The following is a 17,695-nucleotide window of genomic DNA, read 5'->3' on the forward strand; positions in this document are numbered from 1 at the left end:
GCCGCTCGTTAACCACCGGCGGCTAGGCCCGGAGCATGACCCCCGTCCGGCTATCGCGCTCGCTCGCCGTCGATCTCGCCCTCGCTGCCGTGTTCGGCATCGTCGCGTGGCTGTGCCTTGCGCTAGGGCGGGAGAGCTCGCCGGTAGCGATCGTGTGGTTGCCCAACGCGCTGCTCGTCGGCGTACTGATCCAGTCGCGTGCGATCAGATGGCGTTTGTTCGCCTTGAGCGGCGCGGCGTTGCTGATCGCGGCGCTGCTCAGCGCGGACCTGAGCATGCCGCAGATCGCCGTGCGCGCGAGCATCAACCTGGCGGAAGTACTGATCGTCGCGCTCGGCATGCAGCGGCGCGGGCGCGCGCGCGGGCTCGACAGCCTGCGCCAGCTCGGCCGTTTCACCCTGCTATCCGCATTGACGCCGCTCACGCTGTCGCTGCTGATCGTCGGCGCATTCTGGTCGGCTGGTGCTGCTTTCGCGATAGCGACGGGGCTGACCTGGGCGGGGGCGCACGCACTGGGCCTCGTGTTGCTGACGCCGCTCGTCTGCGTCTTCCACGACGCGGTGAGCGGCAAAAACAACGACGTACTCGTGCGCCGCGGTGAGATTGCCGCGTTCGGCACCGCTGCCCTCGTCCTCGCCGTGCTGCTGTTCTCGCAATCGCGCTACCCCTTGCTGTTCATGACCGGGCCGGTCGTCATGCTCGCGGCGCTTCGACTCGGCGCGGTGGGAGCCGCGATCACCGTTGCGATCCTGGCGGTCGTAGCGTCGATCTTCACCTACGTCGGGATTGGTCCGATCACGCTCGCCCAAGGCGGCGCACACGGGCGTATGCTGGTGCTGCAGCTGTTCCTCGCCGTCAATTTCAGCATGGGGCTGCCGATCGCCGCAATCCTGAAAAGACTGGAGCGTGCGCGCAACGACCTGCGCTCGCGCAACGACAATGCGCAGGCGATGCTCGCGAACATGCAGGAGGTACTTTACCGCATCGACGCGGATGGTCGCTGGTCGTTCCTCAATCCCGCGTGGCAGAAGCTGACGGGCGTGCCGGTCGGCGAGGCGCTCGGCTCGCACGTCCGCGATGCCGTCCACCCCGCCGACCTGCCGATCCTGGCCGCGATGCAGCGGCGCTTCGTCGCGCAAACGCTCGAGGGACAGGTCGGGCGCCTGCGCATCATCCGTCGCGACGGCGCGATCCGGCACGTCGACGTGAGCGCACGTATCCTGTTCGATCAGCACGGCGTGCCGCAATCGACGGTTGGCTCGCTCAATGACGTGACCGATCGTCTGCTATTCGAGCAGGCGCTGCGCGAGAGCGAGCATCGTTTCCAAACGCTCGCCGATCTGGCGCCCGTCGGCATTTTTCGCACCGATGCGAAGGGTGGCCTCACCTACGCCAACCGCGCCTGGTACGTGCTCGCGGGACAGACGCCCGAGCAGGCAGCGGGCGACGGCTGGGCGAACGCGGTTCATCCCGCCGACCGCGCGAAGGTGTTCGCCGACTGGCAGGCGACCGCGGCAACCAGCGGCAATTACCGCGGAGAGTTCCGCTTCGTGCACGCCGACGGAACGCAGATCTGGGCCGATGCAATGAGCGCAGTCGAACGCGACCTGTTCGCCTGCCCCGTCGGTCACATCGGGGTCACGATCGACATCAGCGAGCGCACCTTCGCTGCCGCCGCGCTGGCCGACAGCGAGAACCAGCTGCGTCTGCTCGCCAGCAACGCCACCGACGCGGTGTTCCGCCTGACGCTCGACGGCACCTGCCTCTACGCGTCGCCATCGGTGCGTGATGTGATCGGCGCACCTCCGGAGCAGCTTCTGGGCGCCTCGATGCTGTCGCGCTTCCACCCGGACGACGACGCGATCGTTCGCGGCGCGTATCGGGACCTTGCGCGCGGCATCATCGACAAAATGGTGGTCAGCTATCGTTCCGAACCGGTCGATCGTCCGGGTACGTGGCGCTGGCTGGAGGCGAATTGCGGGCTGGTCCGCAATCCCGCGACCGGTGCGGCGCAGGAGATCATCGTCTCGATCCGCGACGTGACCGGGCGCAAGGAGCTGGAACTGCAACTCGCCGCGGCACGCGATGCCGCCGAGATCGCGGGCGCGGCGAAGGCGACCTTCCTCGCCAACATGAGCCACGAAATCCGCACGCCGATGAACGGGGTGATCGGCGCGACCGAGCTGCTGCTCGACGGCAAGCTCGATCCAGCGCAGCGCGCCCGCGTGCAAGTGATCGCCGATTCGGGCCGCGCCATGATGCGGCTGCTCAACGACATTCTCGATCTCTCGAAGATCGACGCGGGGCAGATGCAGATCGCGGCCGAGCCGGTCGACCTGCGCCACGCGCTGCGCGGCTGTGCGAAGCTGATGGCGCCGCTCGCCGAACAGAAGGCGCTGACGCTTACCTGCGAGGTCGCCAACGCGGTGCCCGCGCGGATCGAGGGCGACGGGCTGCGGCTGCGCCAGATCGTGCTCAACCTGCTCGGCAACGCGGTCAAGTTCACCGATGCGGGATCAGTCGCGCTTCGTGCCGACGTGGTTAGCGACGATGAGGGCGAGTGGCTGGAGATCGAGGTTCGCGACACCGGCATCGGGATCAATCCCGCCCGCCACGCCGCGATCTTCGACAAGTTCACGCAGTCGGACACCTCCACCGCGCGCCGCTTCGGCGGGTCGGGGCTGGGTCTGGCGATCGGCGCGCAGCTCGCGCGGTTGATGCGGGGCGCGCTGCGGTTGGAAAGTGTGCCGGGCGAGGGCAGCTCGTTCGTGCTGCGTGTGCCGCTGATCGCCGCCGAGGCCGCGCCCACGTCTGCGGTGGCGCCGCTCGCGCTGCCGGCCCGCGGCGGGTCGCCCGACATTCGTGTGTTGCTGGCGGAGGATCACGAGATCAACCAGATGCTTGCATCGGCGATGCTCGAGCGGCTGGGCGCGCGCTGCGTCGTCGCGGCGGACGGCGCCGCCGCAGTGGCCGCGGTTGCCGAGGCGCAGGCGGCAGGCGACCCGTTCGCACTCGTGCTGATGGACATGCAGATGCCCGAGGTCGACGGACTGGAGGCGACGCGTCGCCTGCGTGCCGCCGGACATGGACCCGACACGCTGCCGATCGTCGCGCTGACCGCGAATGCCTACGCCGACGACATCGACCTGTGCCTGGCGGCGGGGATGCAGGCGCACCTGGCGAAGCCGCTGCGGCTTGCCGAGCTGCAGCAGGTGCTCGACCGTTGGGGCAGGGCGGCAACGCCCGACTGCAAGGACGTGCTGGAAACCTTGTCGCGGCTGATCCGCACCGGCGCGTTCGAGGAAGCGACGCTGATCGAGATTTCGGCGCACCTGCGCACACTGGCGGCAAGCGGTACCTCGCCGCTCGCCGATGCCGCCGCCGATGTCGAGCAGGCGGTGGCGGGCTGCGTCGGCGATGACCTGCCCGAGGTGCTCGCGCGCGGATTGAGTGAACTGACCCGCGCCGCCTGACCCCAAGGGGTAATATCGCGCGCTCGTCAGACCGGGCAGAAGCGGACCATCGAGAGGGCGTCAGTCGCCCCGACAACCAGATACCACGGAGCCGAACCATGATCCGCCAGACCCTGATCGCCGCCGCCGCCTTTGCCGCCACGCTGGCTGGCAGCGCACAGGCCGACACCGGTCGCGCCGTCCCGTCGCGCGCCGTTATCACCCGCACCGCGATGGACGGCAGCACCGTCTGCTTGCGCACGGCAGAGAGCGCCGGGTGCGCCAGCTATCAGGCGACGCTGCTGCGCACGGTGGGTCAGAAGGCCGCGGCGTCGCGTACCAACATCTCGGTCAACGACCTCGGCCGCCGTCAGTTGAGCGCGCTGATCGCCAGCATCAACTGATCGGCGCGGACGCGCCTCCGGGCATCGTTACCGCTTTGCTTACCATTGCTGCCCTAATCGCCGATCGATCGCACCGCTGTACGGGTGCGAACCAATCGGAGCCGCTTTTCATGTCCGCCGCCCCTCTCGCATTCCGCCAAACCCCGGCACTCGCGATCGTCGTCGACGACCATCCGATGTGCCGACAGGCGACCGCGATGGCGCTGGGTGTGGCGGCGCCGCAGCTGACGGTGGTGGAGGCCGCGTCGCTGGCCGAGGCAAGCGAGCATGCGGCGGATGCGACACTGATGACGCTCGATCTGGCGCTGCCCGACAATAAATCGGTGCTCGGCGTGCCAGCCTTGCTGGAGCGCTTCCCGCACCTTCGGATGCTGGTGATCAGCGGGGCGCTCAATCCCGATATTGAGCAGCAGGTCGCCGCGACCGGTGCGCACGGCTATCTGTCGAAAGCGACGCCGATCTCAGTCATGGTGGACGCGATCCGCGCGGTGATCGCGGGCGAGGCGTGGTTCTCCTTCCCCCTCGCCGACGCCACCATGCCTGCCGACAGCGACTTCGCGCGGCTGTCATCGCTGACCGGCGCACAGTCTCGCGTGCTGAACGCGATGGAGAGCGGGCGACTGAACAAGCAGATCGCCTTCGACCTCGGTTTGTCGGAGATCACGGTGAAGGCGCACGTCAAAGCCATTCTGAAGAAGCTGGCGGTGCCCAACCGCACACAGGCCATCCTCATGCTACAGCGAGCACAATCGTGACCGTCACCCTCCATCCTGCCGCGATCGACTGCGAACACGCTCCGCTGATCAATCCGGCTCAGCTGCGCGATTACGCGGACTTCCTACCGGGCGCGCAGGTGCTCCAGCTGATCCGCACCTTTACCAAGGAACTGGAGACGCGTCCGTCGATGGTGCTCCACCTCGCGCGCCAGGGCGACCTCGCTAACGCGCGCGCGGCGGCGCATTTCCTGAAAGGTGCCGCGCTCAGCATCGGTGCGCGCCGGATCGCGCTGATCGCCGACACGGTCGAACATGCCGCAGACGACACGATCGTCATGCAGGCGCAGGAGCTACCGGCATGCGCGCTCGACACGCTGGCAGAGCTGGAAACGGTGCAGGCCGATTTGCGCGACGCTGCCTGAGGCGCGCTAGCGGCGCTCGGATGCGGTCTGCGCGCGGGTCGCAGCGAACTCCGACCCGGCGCTCCACGTCGGCCAGACGCCGGCGTGGCTCAACCGCTCACCCATGTCGCGGAACAGGTCGACGTCCTGCGCGGCGCCGACGAGGTTCCAGTCGGCCGACCAGCGATCGCACGTCTTGTGGTAGCAGGCCATGTAGCCGTCGAGCCACTTCTGCCCCGCAACCGCGCCGCCGTCGCGCAGGTCGGGTGCACCGCCCAGCGCCATCAGCAGCAACGACGGCACGCCGCGCCGCACGACCGAGAAATGGTCGGCACGGTAGAACAGCCCGCGCTCGCTGAACGTCTCGGGCGTGATCGTGCGCCCCTGTCCCGCTGCCGCGCGCGCCAGCAGATCATCGAGCGAGGTCTGCCCCTTGCCGATCAGGATTACGTCTCGCGCCGGCCCCGCGGTCTGCAGGATATCGAGCGTCAGGTTGGCCGCAGTCAGGCCGAGTGGATAGACCGGATGCGTCGCGTAATATTCGGAACCGAGCAGCCCGCGCTCTTCGCCCGTCCATGCAGCGAAGACCAACGTGCGGTCGGGCGCCGGCATTGCCTTGAACTGCCGCGCCAGCTCGATGATCCCGGCAATGCCGAGCGCGTCGTCGTTGCCACCGGGCCGCAGCGTCGCGCCGCTCGCGTCCGCCGGACCCTCGCCGTACGCATCCCAGTGCGCACCGAACATCACGCTCTCGCGCGGACGTTTGCTGCCGGAGATCTTGGCGAGCACGTTGGCGCTCTGGATGCGCTCGACCGCGACCTTGGCGTCGGCGGAGAAGCCCGTCTTTATGTCGACCGGCCGGAACGACGCCGATCGCGCCTGGACACGCAGGGCGGCGAGATCGAACCCCGCATCCTTGAACAGGCGATCTGCGGCGTCATGCTCGATCCAGCCCTGCAACGGCACGCGCGGGTCGTTCGCCGCACGGACGATGTCGTAATTCTCGCCGTTCGAGGCATTCACCGTCGACCACGGATATCCCGCACCACCGGTGTCGTGAACAATCAGCGCCGCCACTGCTCCGCGCCGCGCGGCTTCCTCGAACTTGTAAGTCCAGCGGCCGTAATAGGTCATGCGCCGGTCGCCGAAGCGGCCTTTCGCGTCGTCACCCGCCTTCGCTTCGAAGTCGGGATCGTTGACCAGGAACACGGCGACCTTGCCGCGAAGGTCCTGTCCCTTGAAGTCGTCCCATTTCGCCTCGGGCGCCGAGACACCGTAGCCGACGAAGACCATCGGCGCGTTGCGGATCGCGATGCTCGGCGCGGCGCGCACGGTGGTGACCGCGATCTCCTTGCCTTGCGTCAGCACGGTCTTGCCCACGCGCAGCGCGGCGTTGGCGGCGATCTGCGTGTGGATCATCGGCACCGCCTGCGTCCACGCGCCGTTCTCCCCGCCGGGCTCCAGCCCCAGCGACTTGAACTTTGCGACCAGCCAGTCGACCGTGACCTTCTCGCCCGCCGTGCCCGGCGCGCGGCCGCCGAAGCGATCGGATGCGAGCGTCTTCACCGTCTCTGACAGGCGCGCCGGATCGGTCTGCGCCACGGCGGCAGCCGACAGCAGCGCCGCGGCGACGCCGGCGAGCAGGATGGAGCGCATCAACGAACCCTTTTGACGAGAGCGCGGCCGTCACGCCGCTCGATCTGGAAATTCGGCACCGACTCGACCAGGTCGGACAGCCGCTTGAACCCGTAATTGCGCACGTCGAACGACGAGCGGTTGGCGGCGAGCTGTCCCATCGCCGACAGGCTGACATAGCCTTTCTCGTCGCGCTTCGAGGCGTCATAGGCATCGATCAGCAGCTTGAGCAGTTCCTGATCGACCGGCGGCTTTGCCTTCTTCGCCGCAGCAGGCTTCGCGCCGATCGAGGGCGGCAGCGCATCGGTCAGCCCTAGGTCGTTGGACGGCGTCTCGGCGGTCGGCTCTGCGGCAGTGGCGGGCGCTGCCTCAGCGCCATTCGCCTGCTCCAGCGCGGCCACGTCGATGAAGCGGCTGCACGCCTGGCGAAAACCCTGCGGCGTCTTGGCAGTGCCGAACCCATAGACGGGCAGGCCGTCCTGCCGGATGCGGGTGGCGAGCGGCATGAAGTCGCTATCCGACGACATGATCCCGAACCCCTGCACGCGGCCGCGGAACAGCAGGTCCATCGCGTCGATCGTCATCTTCATGTCGGTGGCGTTCTTGCCCTTGGTCAAGTCGAACTGCTGCTGCGGTTCGATCCCGTGGCGCACGCTCATGTCGCGCCAGCCCTTCAGCCCCGGCTTTGACCAATTACCGTAGACGCGTCGGATGTTGACGGTGCCAAGCTCCGCCAGCACGGTCAGCACGGGGTCAAGCGCGTGCCACGACGCATTGTCGGCGTCGATCAGCAGCGCGATGTTGCGAGTGGGGGTATCGTCAGTCGGCATCGTTCAGCGGTGTCGACCGGCGGGGCAGCGAGGTCAACCCGCGCGTCGTGGTTCAACGCGCGGGCTAACGCTTCTTATCGATCGCTGTCGTAGGCGACGCCCGCGTCGATGTCGTCCTGCTTGGTCGCGCGCGTGGTGCCGTCGGGATCGGTCACGGTCTTCATGTCGGCCTGCGACCCGATATCGCGGGCGAGCGCGCCGCCGCTGGTGCCGGTCTGCGCCTCTCCGGCGGGGATCATTCCCTCGATCAAATCCTTGTCGTCGTGGTCGCGCGCGGTGTCGGTGCGAGTCTGCTCGGTCATGGTCGTCTCCTTCACGCACACGAACGGACGGGCGCGCGCCCGCGTTCCTCAAGGATCGGGATAGGAGACTGACAACACCTCATATTCGCGCTCGCCCGCGGGCAGCGTCACGCGGCGCACGTCGCCGACCGCGGCCCCGCGCAGCGCACGGGCGAGGGGCGCGTTCCACCCGACCAGCCCCTTGCCCGCATCCGCCTCGTCGTCGCCGACCAGCGTCAGCTCGCGCTCGTGATCGTCCTCGTCGACGATCCGCGCGGTCGCACCGAAGAAGATGCGCGAGCGATCGGGCGCGGCGGCGGGATCGACCACCTTCGCCGCCTTCATTCGCCGCGACAACCAGCCGAGCCGCCGGTCGATCTCGCGCAGCCGCTTGCGTCCGTAGATATAGTCGCCGTTCTCGCTGCGGTCGCCGTTGCCCGCCGCCCAGGAGATCGTCTCGACCAGCTTGGGCCGCTCAATCGCGAACAATTGCTCGTACTCGCGGCGCAGCACGGCATAGCCCGCCGGGGTGATGTGATTGGGTCGATCCATCGCGCCCGACTAGCCGACCGGGCACAGCCGCGTCACCCCGTCCTGCTGCGCCCCAGGTACCAGCTGAGGTTCGCCGGACCACGACTCTTCGCACGCGCCGGATTCATCAGGTCGTAGACGACCGCATTCTCCAGCACGCGTTGCACGTAGTTGCGCGTCTCATTGTACGGGATCGCCTCGACCCAATCGACCATGTCGACCCCGCCGGTGCGCGGATCGCCGTTGGCGCGCAGCCACTTATTCACGTTGCCCGGACCAGCATTATACGCCGCGATCGCGAGCGGATAACTGCCGTACAGCCCGAAGATGCGCTGGAAATAGCTCGATCCGAGCATGACGTTGTAGCTCGTGTCGCTCGTAAGCCGGCCCGCGTCATACGGCAGTCCCAGCTTGCTCGCCTGCTCGCGCGCGGTGGCGGGCATCAGCTGCATCAGCCCGCTCGCACCCACGGGGCTGCGCGCTTCGCGATCGAACTGGCTTTCCTGCCGGCTGACCGCGTGGATCATCGTCCACTGGTTCTCGTATCCGCCCGGCACCGGCACGGTCGGGAACGCAACCGCGCTATACTCGGTCAACCCGTTCTGCATCGCGCTGCGCCCGACCAGCACCGCCAGGTCCGGGCGGCCGAGCTGGCGCGACAGTTCGTCGGCGAGCAGGTGGTCGGTATCGCTGGTCGCGTCGGCGGCGATCAGGCGGATGAACGCGGTCTGGTCCTGCCGCTGCCCGGTCTGTCCCAGCAGCTGCGCCGCGCGCACCGTTTCCTGGTTGAAGAACGCGGCACGCACCGCCGGATCGATCGCGCGCTGCGGCACCGCCGGCGGCGCGACCAGCGGCTGGCGCAGATGCTCGAGCGCGAGCTGGCCGTAATATTGGTCGCGGTAGCCGCCCGCGCGCGCGAACAGCCCCCGCGCCTCGGGCTTCCCCGCCGCCTCCGCCGCGCGGGCCGCCCAGTAGAACCCCTTGGCTCTCGTCTGCGGCGACTGGCTCGCCTCGCCGTAGCGCTGGAACAGGAAGGCCGCGTCAGCCGGACGGTTGAGCTGCTTGAGCGCGGTCTGCCCGGCGAGCCAGGCGAGGCTCGTGTAATCGTCGCGCTCGCCGTACGGCTTGGTCGAGATGTCCGTGCCCGAGGGGTAGGCGTCGTCGACCTGCCGCGCGATGTCGTAGGCGGTCTGCCACTGGTGATCCGCCGCCGCGCCGCGGGCGTTGGTCAGCAGCACCTCGTAGAATTTCTCGACATTGCCCGGCTGGATCATGCCCTGCCGCGCGCGTGCCAGCCAGCTGCGCGCGCTGGGCGAAGCGCCGCTGTTGCGCAGCCACACCGCCTTGTCGGCGATGTACCCGGCGTCCGCGGAGCCCGCCGCATCGTTGACCGAGGCGAGCGCGGACGCATTCTCCCCGCCGGTGCGGAACGCGAGCCGCGCCTCGAACAGTGGCCGCGCGCCCGCGCTGGTCAGCGCGATCTGCCGCGCCGCCGCGCCGGTCTGCCCCTGCCACAGCAAAGTATCCATGCGCGCGTCATGGTCGGCCGGGGTCAGCGCTCCCGAAAAGCCGGTCAGCACCGCGCTCTCGTCGGTCGGCGACAGGCTGCCGCTGCGCCACGCCGCGCGCGCCGCGGCATAGGCCTCACCCTGATTGCCGCTCGCCTGATAGGCACGCGCACACGCCACCCATCCGCCGCCGGTCAGCGGCGGAAAGCGCCGGCAGAAGGCGATGACGTTCGCGGGCGAGGCATAGCCGCTCGCCGCCTGCTTTTCCGCGGCGCGGCGATTGGCGGTCTGGTTGGGCCAGCCGGGATGCGCGAGCAGGAAATTGGCGTAGGTGTCGAACGGCAGCGAGTCGCTCTGTTGCAACACCTTCCACTGCGCGACCGCCTGCGCAAGGCCCGCGGCCTGCGCCTGCGCGTTCGGCTGCACGCTCGCGGGATATTGCCCCACAGAACCGACCTGGCCCTGCGCCAGTAACAGCGCCGCCCCAACTCCCGCCACGATACCGATCAACACGCCCGCCTTCATCACCATTCCAGATCGGTGGACAGGATAGCGATCCAACCCGTATCTGTCCTGAACGACTTCGAATATTCATCGCGCCGGAGAGAGCGTCCGTCTTATGTTCACAGGTTCGATCCCCGCGCTGGTCACCCCGTTCGACGACGATGGGGCCTTCGCCGAGCAGATCTACCGCGACTTCATCGAGTGGCAGATTTCCGAAGGATCATCCGCGCTGGTGCCGTGCGGAACGACGGGCGAGGCGGCGACGCTGACCAAGGAAGAACAGTTCGCGATCGTCCGCGTCTGCGTCGATCAGGCGCGCGGACGCGTACCGGTGATCGCGGGCGCGGGCTCGAACGACACCCGCGTCGCACGCGCCAATCTGCTCGCCGCTAAAGAGGCCGGCGCCGACGCCGCGCTGATGGTGCCGCCTTATTACAACCGGCCGGGGCAGGAGGGTATTTTCCGCCATTTCGAGACGCTGGCGCAGGACGCCCCGCTGCCGATCGTGCTCTACAACGTGCCCGCGCGCACGGTCACCGACATACTGCCCGATACGCTCGCGCGGATCGTTCAGGCGTTCCCGCAGGTGTTCGTCGCGGTCAAGGATGCCTCGGGCGTCATCACCCGCGTGTCGCAGCATCGTGCCAGCCTGGGTGAGAATTTCTGCCAACTGTCGGGCAACGACGATCTCGCGCTCGCCTTCAATGCCACCGGGGGTGTCGGCTGCATTTCGGTCAGCGCCAATGTCGCGCCCAGGTTGTGCGCCGACTTCCAGGCTGCGTGCGCGAGCGGTGACTACGCGAAAGCGCGGACGCTGCACGACCGGCTGTTCCCGCTCCACACCGCCTTGTTCACCGATGCCTCGCCGGGGCCGGTCAAGTACGCGGTCAGCAAAGTGCGGCCTGACTTCCCGCGCGGCCTCCGGCTGCCCATGACATGGCCGGGCGAGGCGTCACGCCACGCGGTTGACGCCGGCCTGGCCCACGCGGGACTGTGATGGTGGTCGGGGAGGAAGCGATGCGGCAGCCTTCCCGACGAGAGATGACGCGATGCTGATCGCGGCCTTGTTCCTACAGGCCGCGGTGTCCGGCCCGGTCCTCCCCGAGCCAAAGTCGGTGCTGCCGCGCGAATGTCCTAAGGCTCAGCCGGGCGATGCCTCGATCGTCGTCTGCGCCCGCGGGCAGGAGGAGTTCCGCCTGCGCGCAGTACCAGAGCGTTACTCATCCGATCCGCAGGCGCTGCCCAAGGCGGCGTTGAAGATCAGCGACAACACGGTGGCGGCGGAAACCGAGCAGGGCGACGTCGGCGGCTTCACCAGCAACCGCGTTATGCTGCGGTTGAAGCGTCCGTTCTGATCTGCGTACGCGCACGCTTGCGGGGCCGATCGGTCAGCGAACGCGGCCAATCGTAACGAACGCCCTTTGCCGCCGCGCACCCTTGTGCCTACATCGCAGCCATGTCGCGTCCCAAGCCTGCCACCTTCGACAAGAAGAAGATCGTTGCCGAGAACCGCCGCGCGCGGTTCGATTACGCGGTCGACACCGTGTACGAGGCGGGCATCGTCCTGACCGGCACCGAGGTGAAATCGCTCCGCTTCGGCGAGGGATCGATCGCGGAAAGCTACGCCGAGGTGCGCGGCGACGAGGTGTGGCTGGTCAATTCCAACGTTCCCGAATTCAGCCACGGCAACCGCTTCAACCACGAAGCGAAGCGCCCGCGTAAACTCCTGCTTCACGAGCGCGAGATAAACAAGCTGCACGGTGCGGTCGCGCGCGAGGGCATGACGCTCGTTCCCCTGACCGTGTATTTCAACGGGCAGGGTCGCGCGAAGGTGGAGTTGGCGTTGGCGAAGGGCAGAAAAGCGCACGACAAGCGCGAACACATCAAGGAGCGCGAGTGGAAGCGTGATGCCGGGCGCATCATGCGCGACCACGGCTGATGGCGACGCGGCCGATGACGACGTGGGACCGGTTCGCGGCGTGGAGCAGGCGCAACCTGCCGACGCGCGAATCGATGGAAAAGAGCCGCATCCTGCGCCCGGTCGCGCACCGCGTGCTCGCGCCCGAACTGTGGCGCTTCACCAGGCGTTCGGTGCCGCGCGGCGTCGCACTCGGCATGGTCGCGGGCATCCTGTTCCCGGTCGGGCAGATCGCGATCGCGGCGCTGATCGCGCTGCCGTTCCGCGCCAACGTGCCAGTCGCAGCGCTGACTACCTTCATCACCAATCCGCTAACGACGCCGTTCATCCTGTTCGCGGCCTATCAGGTCGGCGCCTGGCTGCTGCGCACCAACGCGCCGACCGTGGCGCAGCCCGTGGCGGAGGCGGCGACCGGCTGGCTGCAATGGTTGTGGAACGCAGGGCCGCCGCTGGTGCTCGGATTGCTGCTGATCACCACCGTCTGCGCGCTCTTGGGCTACGGCTTGGCCGCGCTCGGCTGGCGGCTGTGGATCGCACGCAAGTGGAAGGCGCGCCACCAGCGCGATTGAGCGTGACGGGCAGACTGGCGCGGCTTCGCGGCCGGGCCTAAGGAATGATCATTCCTCGTACAGGTGATTGTTCATGCGTCGTTCGATCCTGTTTCCTGCACTTTCCGCCGCGGCACTGATCCCGGCCGCGTTGTTCGCCCAATCGGTTGCGCAGCAGCCTGCGCCAGCCGCCGACGAGGCACCGCGCGCCGGTCCGCGCTATGGCACGTTCGGCTTCGACACCGCCGGCATGGATCGCTCGGTCAAGCCCGGTGACGATTTCTACGGTTACGCCAACGGCACCTGGGCGAAGACGACCGCGATCCCGGCCGATGAGGCGAGCTACGGCGCCTTCTCCGTGCTCGCTGACCTGTCGCGCCAGCGGACGCGCGGGCTGCTCGAGGCGGCGCGGGCGGATGCGGGATCGAAGATCGGCCGCGCCTATGCGAGCTACCTCGACACCGCCGCGATCGAGCGCGCCGGCATGGCGCCGATCCGGCCGTGGCTCGCGAAGATCAAGGCGACCGACAAGGCGGGCTATGCCGCGCTGCTGGCCGAGGCGAATCGCAACGGCGTCGACACGCCGTTCGGCGTCTACGTCGGGCAGGACGACAAGAACCCGGACACCTACGCGGTCAGCCTGTCGCAGGCCGGGCTCGGCATGCCCGACCGCGATTATTACCTCAGCACCGACCCGAAGCTGGCGCAGACCAAGGCCGCGTATCAGGCACATCTCGCCAAGCTGCTGACGCTGGCGGGTGAGCCGAACGCGGAGGCACGCGCCGCCGCGCTGGTCGCGTTCGAGACGCAGATCGCGCAGGTCAGCTGGACCCGCGTCGACAGCCGCGACGCCGACAAGACCTACAACAAGATGACTCTGGCGCAGCTGCAGCAGTCCGCGGCCGGGTTCGATTTCGCAACCTTCATGCGCGCGAACGGGACCGTGGCCGACACGCTGATCGTCGCGCAGCCGACCGCGATAACCGGCATCGCGCAAGCCGTGGGCGCGGCACCGATCGCGGTGCTGCGCGACCAGTTGCTGGTGCGCAGCCTGGACGGCTTCGCCGACGTGCTGCCGCGCGCGGTCGATCAGGAGAGTTTCGCTTTCTACGGTACCACGCTGAGCGGCACGCCGCAGCAGCAGGAGCGCTGGAAGCGCGCGGTCGATTTCACCAGCGGCGCGCTCGCCGACGAGGTCGGCAAGGTCTATGTCGCGCGCTACTTCCCGCCCGAGACCAAGGCAGCGGCTGATCAGCTCGTCCGGAACGTCATTCAGGCGATGAACCGCCGCATCGACGCGCTGACCTGGATGGCGCCCGAAACCAAGGTCAAGGCGCACGCGAAGCTCGCCGCCTTTACGCCCAGGATCGGCTATCCATCGAAATGGCGCGATTATTCGGCGCTGGAGATCAAGGCGGGCGACGCGTTCGGCAACGAACTGCGCGCGAACCAGTGGCGTCACGATTATAACGCGACCAAGCTGGGCAAGCCGATCTACCGTTGGGAGTGGGGCATGACCCCGATGACGGTCAACGCGCAGGCTGATTTCGGGCTGGTCGCAATCACCTTCCCGGCAGCGATCCTGCAGCCACCGTTCTTCGATCCCAAGGCCGACCCTGCGGTCAACTATGGCGGCATCGGCGCGGTGATCGGCCACGAGATGAGCCACCATTTCGACGATCAGGGTGCGAAATATGACGTACACGGCCGTCTGACGCAGTGGTGGACCGACGCCGACGTGCGGCGTTTTAACGCGCTCAGCCAGCGGCTCGTCAAGCAGTATGACGCGTACGAAGCGCTGCCCGGGATGCACGTCAAGGGCGCGCTGACGCTGGGGGAGAATTCGGCCGATCTCGCCGGGCTCTCTGCCGCCTACGACGCTTATCACGCGTCGCTCGGCGGGAAGCCCGCTCCGGTGCTGAACGGCTTCACCCCCGACCAGCGCTTCTATCTCGGCTGGGCGCAGGTGTGGCGGCGCAACTACCGCGAGGCGAACCTGCGCCAGCGGCTGCTGACCGACCCGCACGCGCCATCGGAACAGCGCACCGACATCGTTCGCAACATGGACCCGTGGTACCCGGCGTTCCAGCCCAAGCCCGGCGACAAGCTGTACCTTGCGCCCGACGCGCGCGTGAAGATCTGGTAACGATCACGCGTCGATGCGCGGCGGCAAAACAGGAGAGATCATCGGCGGACCCCGCGACGCGCTGCTGATCGCGCTCGCCGCCGGCGCGGTCGCGGGCGGGATCGTGCTGTGGCTGATCGGCAGCATCGTCGTCGCGGGCACATTCCTTGCTGCGGCGGTCGTGGTCGCAGGCGTCGCGGTCGCGCTGCGGGTAGCAGTTACGAAGCCGCCGGTCAGCCAGCAGACCGCCGACTGGTCGCTCGCCGCGGCGCTGGCGGGTGCCAATGCCGACGCGGTTGCGGTGACCGGGCGCACGGGGCATCTCGTCTGCGCGAACGAGGCTTACGAGACCATGTGCGGCGGGTTTCCGACGCCGCCCGCACTCGCGCTGTCCGACCCCGATCTGGCGCGGCTGACCGCGACGGGGCGCGACGCGTGGCGCGACGGCCATGCCGCTGCTGCGCGGATCGAGATCGCGGGACAGCCGGTCTCGGTCGAGGTGACACGCTCGGGCCACGCCGCCGATCATCTCGTCTGGCGCTTCACCGGGCAGCGCACGATCGACATGCTGGGCGGCATCGCCGACGAACTCGACGGCGTCATGGGCGACCGCATGGGTGAGGCGGGGCTGATGGCCGCGCTGCTCGACGCCGATGGCAAGGTCGTCGCCGGCAACCGTGCGCTGCGCGCGCGCGCCTTCGGACGTGCCAACGCGCCGATCGAGGGACAGGATCTGGCCAACTTGCTCGTCGGCGACGCGCAGCGCGGCATCCGCTTCGCACGCGAGGACGAGGACGCGGGCGCAGTGCGCCTGCTGCAGGTCGCGCTGGGCAGCGGCGATCATTCGCCGACGCTCGTCGCGCTGATCGAAGATGCGGGCAGCGCCGCCGCGGTCGGCGATCCGCACGACGTCGAGACGCTGCTGTCGGTGATCCCATTCGGACTAGCGCTGGTCGATCGCGAAGGGCGCTTCCTCGCGATGAACGCGGCCTTCGCGCGCATGGCCGGCGCGGAACCCGCCGCGCCGCCGCTCTATCCCGGCGATCTGGTCGTTCGCGAGGACAAGGCCGCCGTTGCCGACGCGGTCCGCCGCTTCACGACAGGCGGCGCGCAATCGGCCGATCTCGCGATCCGGCTGAAGGACCATCCCGACGAGACGGTGGCGCTGTCGATCGCGGCGACGAGGGGCTTCGGCGGCGCATCGGTGCTGTTGTCGTTCAAGGACAATGGCGAGGAGAACCGCTTGAAGCGCGAGGTCGCGCAGGCGACCAAGATGCAGGCGGTCGGCCAGCTGGCGGGCGGCGTCGCGCATGACTTCAACAACATCCTGACCGCGATCATCGGCCACTGCGACCTGATGCTGATGCGCCATTCGCCCGGCGACAGCGATTACGACGACATTCAGCAGATCCGCGCCAATTCGAATCGCGCGGCGAGCCTGACGCGGCAATTACTCGCCTTCTCGCGCCAGCAGACGCTTCGGCCGCAGGTGTTGCAGCTGCCCGACGTGGTGTCGGAGGTGTCGACGCTGCTGCGCCGCCTGCTCGGCGAGACGGTGGTGCTGGAGGTCAAGCATGGTCGCGACCTGGGCGCGGTGCGCGCCGATCCGGGGCAATTGGAACAGGTCGTCGTGAATCTCGCGGTCAACGCGCGCGACGCGATGCTGGCGAAGGGCGCGGGCGGTCGCGTCACGATCCAGACCCGCGCTGCGACCATCGCAGAACTACGCCAACGCGGCACCGACATCATGCCGATCGGCGACTATACCGCGCTGGAGATCGCCGACACGGGTACGGGCATTCCGCCCGAAGTACTGCCAAAGATATTCGAGCCCTTCTTCACCACCAAGGAAGTCGGCAAGGGGACCGGGCTCGGCCTCTCCACCGTTTACGGCATCGTCAAACAATCGGGCGGGTACATCTTCGCCGACTCGCGGCCGGGGCAGGGCGCGACCTTCACGATCTATTTCCCGGTCCACGCCGCCGGGGACGAGGCTGCCGTGCCGCGCACGCCGGCGCGGACCAAAACGACCGATACCTGGGGCAGCGGCACGATCCTGCTGGTCGAGGACGAGGACATGGTCCGCGCGATCGCAGAGCGCGCGCTGACGCGGCAGGGCTATACGGTGCTGTCCGCCGACCACGGCGAGGCGGCGCTAGAGCTGCTCGAAACCGCCGAGCGGCCAAGCCTGATCGTGTCCGACGTGATGATGCCGGTGATGGATGGCCCGACGCTCGCACGTGCGGTGCGGGAGCGTTATCCCGACATCCCGATCCTGTTCATGTCGGGCTATGCCGAGGAGCAGCTGCGTCGCTCGATCGACCTCGATCACGTCGCCTTCCTGCCGAAGCCCTTCTCGGTCCAGCAGCTGGCTGAGGCCGCGCGCGACGCGCTCGCGAATGGTTGATCTGGATCAATGCCGCGGGGGCAGCGGTTGCACTCCCCCGAACGGGCGTTATGGCTTCGCGCGATGACGATGCGCGTGCTCCTGGTCGAAGACGAACCATTGATCGCGATGATGCTCGAGGACTTCCTCGACGCACTCGACCGCCAGCATGCCGGTACCGCCGACAGCGTTGCGGCGGCGCTGCCGATGGTCGAGGAAGGGGCGCTCGACGCCGCGATTCTCGACGTCAACCTGCGTGGCGGCGAGAAGAGCTTCGCGATCGCCGACGCGCTGGCGGCAAAGAACATTCCGTTCGTCTTCGCGAGCGGCGGCGGCGGTGATGACATCGCGCCCGAGTACCGTGATCGCCCGATGCTGCCCAAGCCCTATACGATGGAAGGCGTTGAGCAGGCGCTGGCCAAGCTCGGCTGACCTGCTGCCGCAGCGGTGTCGACG

Annotated in this window: 16 protein-coding genes; 11 read left to right on the forward strand and 5 right to left on the reverse strand. The window is 68.2% G+C overall.

Annotated features, from left to right (window positions below; translation table 11 throughout):
- Positions 1-35 precede the first annotated feature (35 nt).
- From BMW51_RS00515 to BMW51_RS00530, 4 genes are all read left to right on the forward strand, one after another.
- Positions 36-3,473 (forward strand): PAS domain S-box protein, encoded by a 3,438-nt coding sequence (locus tag BMW51_RS00515; RefSeq protein ID WP_093002327.1) that lies wholly within the window; start codon positions 36-38, stop codon positions 3,471-3,473.
- 98 nt (positions 3,474-3,571) lie between these two features.
- A complete protein-coding gene (locus BMW51_RS00520) occupies positions 3,572-3,856 on the forward strand; it encodes a hypothetical protein (RefSeq protein ID WP_093002329.1) in 285 nt (94 codons plus the stop codon).
- Between the two features lie 110 nt (positions 3,857-3,966).
- Complete coding sequence (locus BMW51_RS00525) at positions 3,967-4,611, forward strand: LuxR C-terminal-related transcriptional regulator (RefSeq protein WP_093002331.1); 645 nt, start codon at positions 3,967-3,969, stop codon at positions 4,609-4,611.
- Positions 4,608-4,994: an Hpt domain-containing protein gene (locus tag BMW51_RS00530; protein WP_093002333.1), complete on the forward strand. Its 387-nt coding sequence runs from the start codon at positions 4,608-4,610 to the stop codon at positions 4,992-4,994. The genes BMW51_RS00525 and BMW51_RS00530 overlap by 4 nt, the downstream gene beginning before the upstream one ends.
- 6 nt (positions 4,995-5,000) lie before the next feature.
- Here the strand turns inward: BMW51_RS00530 and BMW51_RS00535 are convergent, their stop codons facing one another.
- The 5 genes from BMW51_RS00535 to BMW51_RS00555 form a co-directional block, all read right to left on the reverse strand.
- Positions 5,001-6,629 carry a M28 family peptidase gene (locus BMW51_RS00535; protein ID WP_093002335.1) on the reverse strand — a complete coding sequence of 543 codons (1,629 nt, stop codon included), beginning with the start codon at positions 6,627-6,629 and terminating at the stop codon, positions 5,001-5,003.
- The gene (locus tag BMW51_RS00540; RefSeq protein ID WP_093002337.1) at positions 6,629-7,438 is read right to left on the reverse strand and encodes an NYN domain-containing protein; all 810 of its coding nucleotides are present in this window, start codon (positions 7,436-7,438) and stop codon (positions 6,629-6,631) included. Before BMW51_RS00540 ends, BMW51_RS00535 begins: the two co-directional genes overlap by 1 nt.
- Positions 7,439-7,512: 74 nt before the next feature.
- Positions 7,513-7,740: a hypothetical protein gene (locus tag BMW51_RS00545; protein ID WP_093003724.1), complete on the reverse strand. Its 228-nt coding sequence runs from the start codon at positions 7,738-7,740 to the stop codon at positions 7,513-7,515.
- Between the two features lie 48 nt (positions 7,741-7,788).
- Positions 7,789-8,271, reverse strand: a complete 483-nt coding sequence (locus BMW51_RS00550; RefSeq protein ID WP_093002339.1) for a GreA/GreB family elongation factor — start codon at positions 8,269-8,271, stop codon at positions 7,789-7,791.
- Between the two features lie 32 nt (positions 8,272-8,303).
- The gene (locus BMW51_RS00555; RefSeq protein ID WP_093002341.1) at positions 8,304-10,289 is read right to left on the reverse strand and encodes a lytic transglycosylase domain-containing protein; all 1,986 of its coding nucleotides are present in this window, start codon (positions 10,287-10,289) and stop codon (positions 8,304-8,306) included.
- A gap of 88 nt (positions 10,290-10,377) precedes the next feature.
- On the opposite strand from BMW51_RS00555, the gene dapA reads away from it, so the two are divergent.
- From dapA to BMW51_RS00590, 7 genes are all read left to right on the forward strand, one after another.
- A complete protein-coding gene (gene dapA, locus BMW51_RS00560; protein ID WP_093002343.1) occupies positions 10,378-11,259 on the forward strand; it encodes a 4-hydroxy-tetrahydrodipicolinate synthase in 882 nt (293 codons plus the stop codon).
- A gap of 52 nt (positions 11,260-11,311) precedes the next feature.
- Entirely contained in the window at positions 11,312-11,617 is a 306-nt protein-coding gene (locus BMW51_RS00565) for a hypothetical protein (RefSeq protein ID WP_093002345.1), read from the forward strand.
- 101 nt (positions 11,618-11,718) lie between these two features.
- The gene (gene smpB / locus BMW51_RS00570; protein ID WP_093002347.1) at positions 11,719-12,201 is read left to right on the forward strand and encodes an SsrA-binding protein SmpB; all 483 of its coding nucleotides are present in this window, start codon (positions 11,719-11,721) and stop codon (positions 12,199-12,201) included.
- Positions 12,202-12,215: 14 nt separating this feature from the next.
- Complete coding sequence (locus tag BMW51_RS00575; protein ID WP_245708218.1) at positions 12,216-12,749, forward strand: DUF2062 domain-containing protein; 534 nt, start codon at positions 12,216-12,218, stop codon at positions 12,747-12,749.
- Between the two features lie 73 nt (positions 12,750-12,822).
- Complete coding sequence (locus BMW51_RS00580) at positions 12,823-14,874, forward strand: M13 family metallopeptidase (protein ID WP_093002351.1); 2,052 nt, start codon at positions 12,823-12,825, stop codon at positions 14,872-14,874.
- Between the two features lie 13 nt (positions 14,875-14,887).
- Positions 14,888-17,260, forward strand: coding sequence for a hybrid sensor histidine kinase/response regulator (locus tag BMW51_RS00585; protein ID WP_093002353.1), 2,373 nt, complete (start codon positions 14,888-14,890; stop codon positions 17,258-17,260).
- 63 nt (positions 17,261-17,323) lie between these two features.
- Complete coding sequence (locus BMW51_RS00590; protein ID WP_093002355.1) at positions 17,324-17,671, forward strand: response regulator; 348 nt, start codon at positions 17,324-17,326, stop codon at positions 17,669-17,671.
- Positions 17,672-17,695 lie beyond the last annotated feature (24 nt).

The sequence above is a fragment of the Sphingomonas palmae genome (assembly GCF_900109565.1).
Lineage (GTDB): Bacteria > Pseudomonadota > Alphaproteobacteria > Sphingomonadales > Sphingomonadaceae > Sphingomonas > Sphingomonas palmae.

Bases quoted from the DNA above. Each gene is read 5' to 3' on its own strand.
- BMW51_RS00515 (WP_093002327.1), top strand. From the start codon at position 36: ATGACCCCCGTCCGGCTATCGCGCTCGCTCGCCGTCGATCTCGCCCTC.
- BMW51_RS00520 (WP_093002329.1), top strand. From the start codon at position 3,572: ATGATCCGCCAGACCCTGATCGCCGCCGCCGCCTTTGCCGCCACGCTG.
- BMW51_RS00525 (WP_093002331.1), top strand. From the start codon at position 3,967: ATGTCCGCCGCCCCTCTCGCATTCCGCCAAACCCCGGCACTCGCGATC.
- BMW51_RS00535 (WP_093002335.1), bottom strand. From the start codon at position 6,629: ATGCGCTCCATCCTGCTCGCCGGCGTCGCCGCGGCGCTGCTGTCGGCT.
- BMW51_RS00540 (WP_093002337.1), bottom strand. From the start codon at position 7,438: ATGCCGACTGACGATACCCCCACTCGCAACATCGCGCTGCTGATCGAC.
- BMW51_RS00545 (WP_093003724.1), bottom strand. From the start codon at position 7,740: ATGACCGAGCAGACTCGCACCGACACCGCGCGCGACCACGACGACAAG.
- BMW51_RS00550 (WP_093002339.1), bottom strand. From the start codon at position 8,271: ATGGATCGACCCAATCACATCACCCCGGCGGGCTATGCCGTGCTGCGC.
- BMW51_RS00555 (WP_093002341.1), bottom strand. From the start codon at position 10,289: ATGGTGATGAAGGCGGGCGTGTTGATCGGTATCGTGGCGGGAGTTGGG.
- dapA (WP_093002343.1), top strand. From the start codon at position 10,378: ATGTTCACAGGTTCGATCCCCGCGCTGGTCACCCCGTTCGACGACGAT.
- BMW51_RS00565 (WP_093002345.1), top strand. From the start codon at position 11,312: ATGCTGATCGCGGCCTTGTTCCTACAGGCCGCGGTGTCCGGCCCGGTC.
- smpB (WP_093002347.1), top strand. From the start codon at position 11,719: ATGTCGCGTCCCAAGCCTGCCACCTTCGACAAGAAGAAGATCGTTGCC.
- BMW51_RS00575 (WP_245708218.1), top strand. From the start codon at position 12,216: ATGACGACGTGGGACCGGTTCGCGGCGTGGAGCAGGCGCAACCTGCCG.
- BMW51_RS00580 (WP_093002351.1), top strand. From the start codon at position 12,823: ATGCGTCGTTCGATCCTGTTTCCTGCACTTTCCGCCGCGGCACTGATC.
- BMW51_RS00585 (WP_093002353.1), top strand. From the start codon at position 14,888: ATGCGCGGCGGCAAAACAGGAGAGATCATCGGCGGACCCCGCGACGCG.
- BMW51_RS00590 (WP_093002355.1), top strand. From the start codon at position 17,324: ATGACGATGCGCGTGCTCCTGGTCGAAGACGAACCATTGATCGCGATG.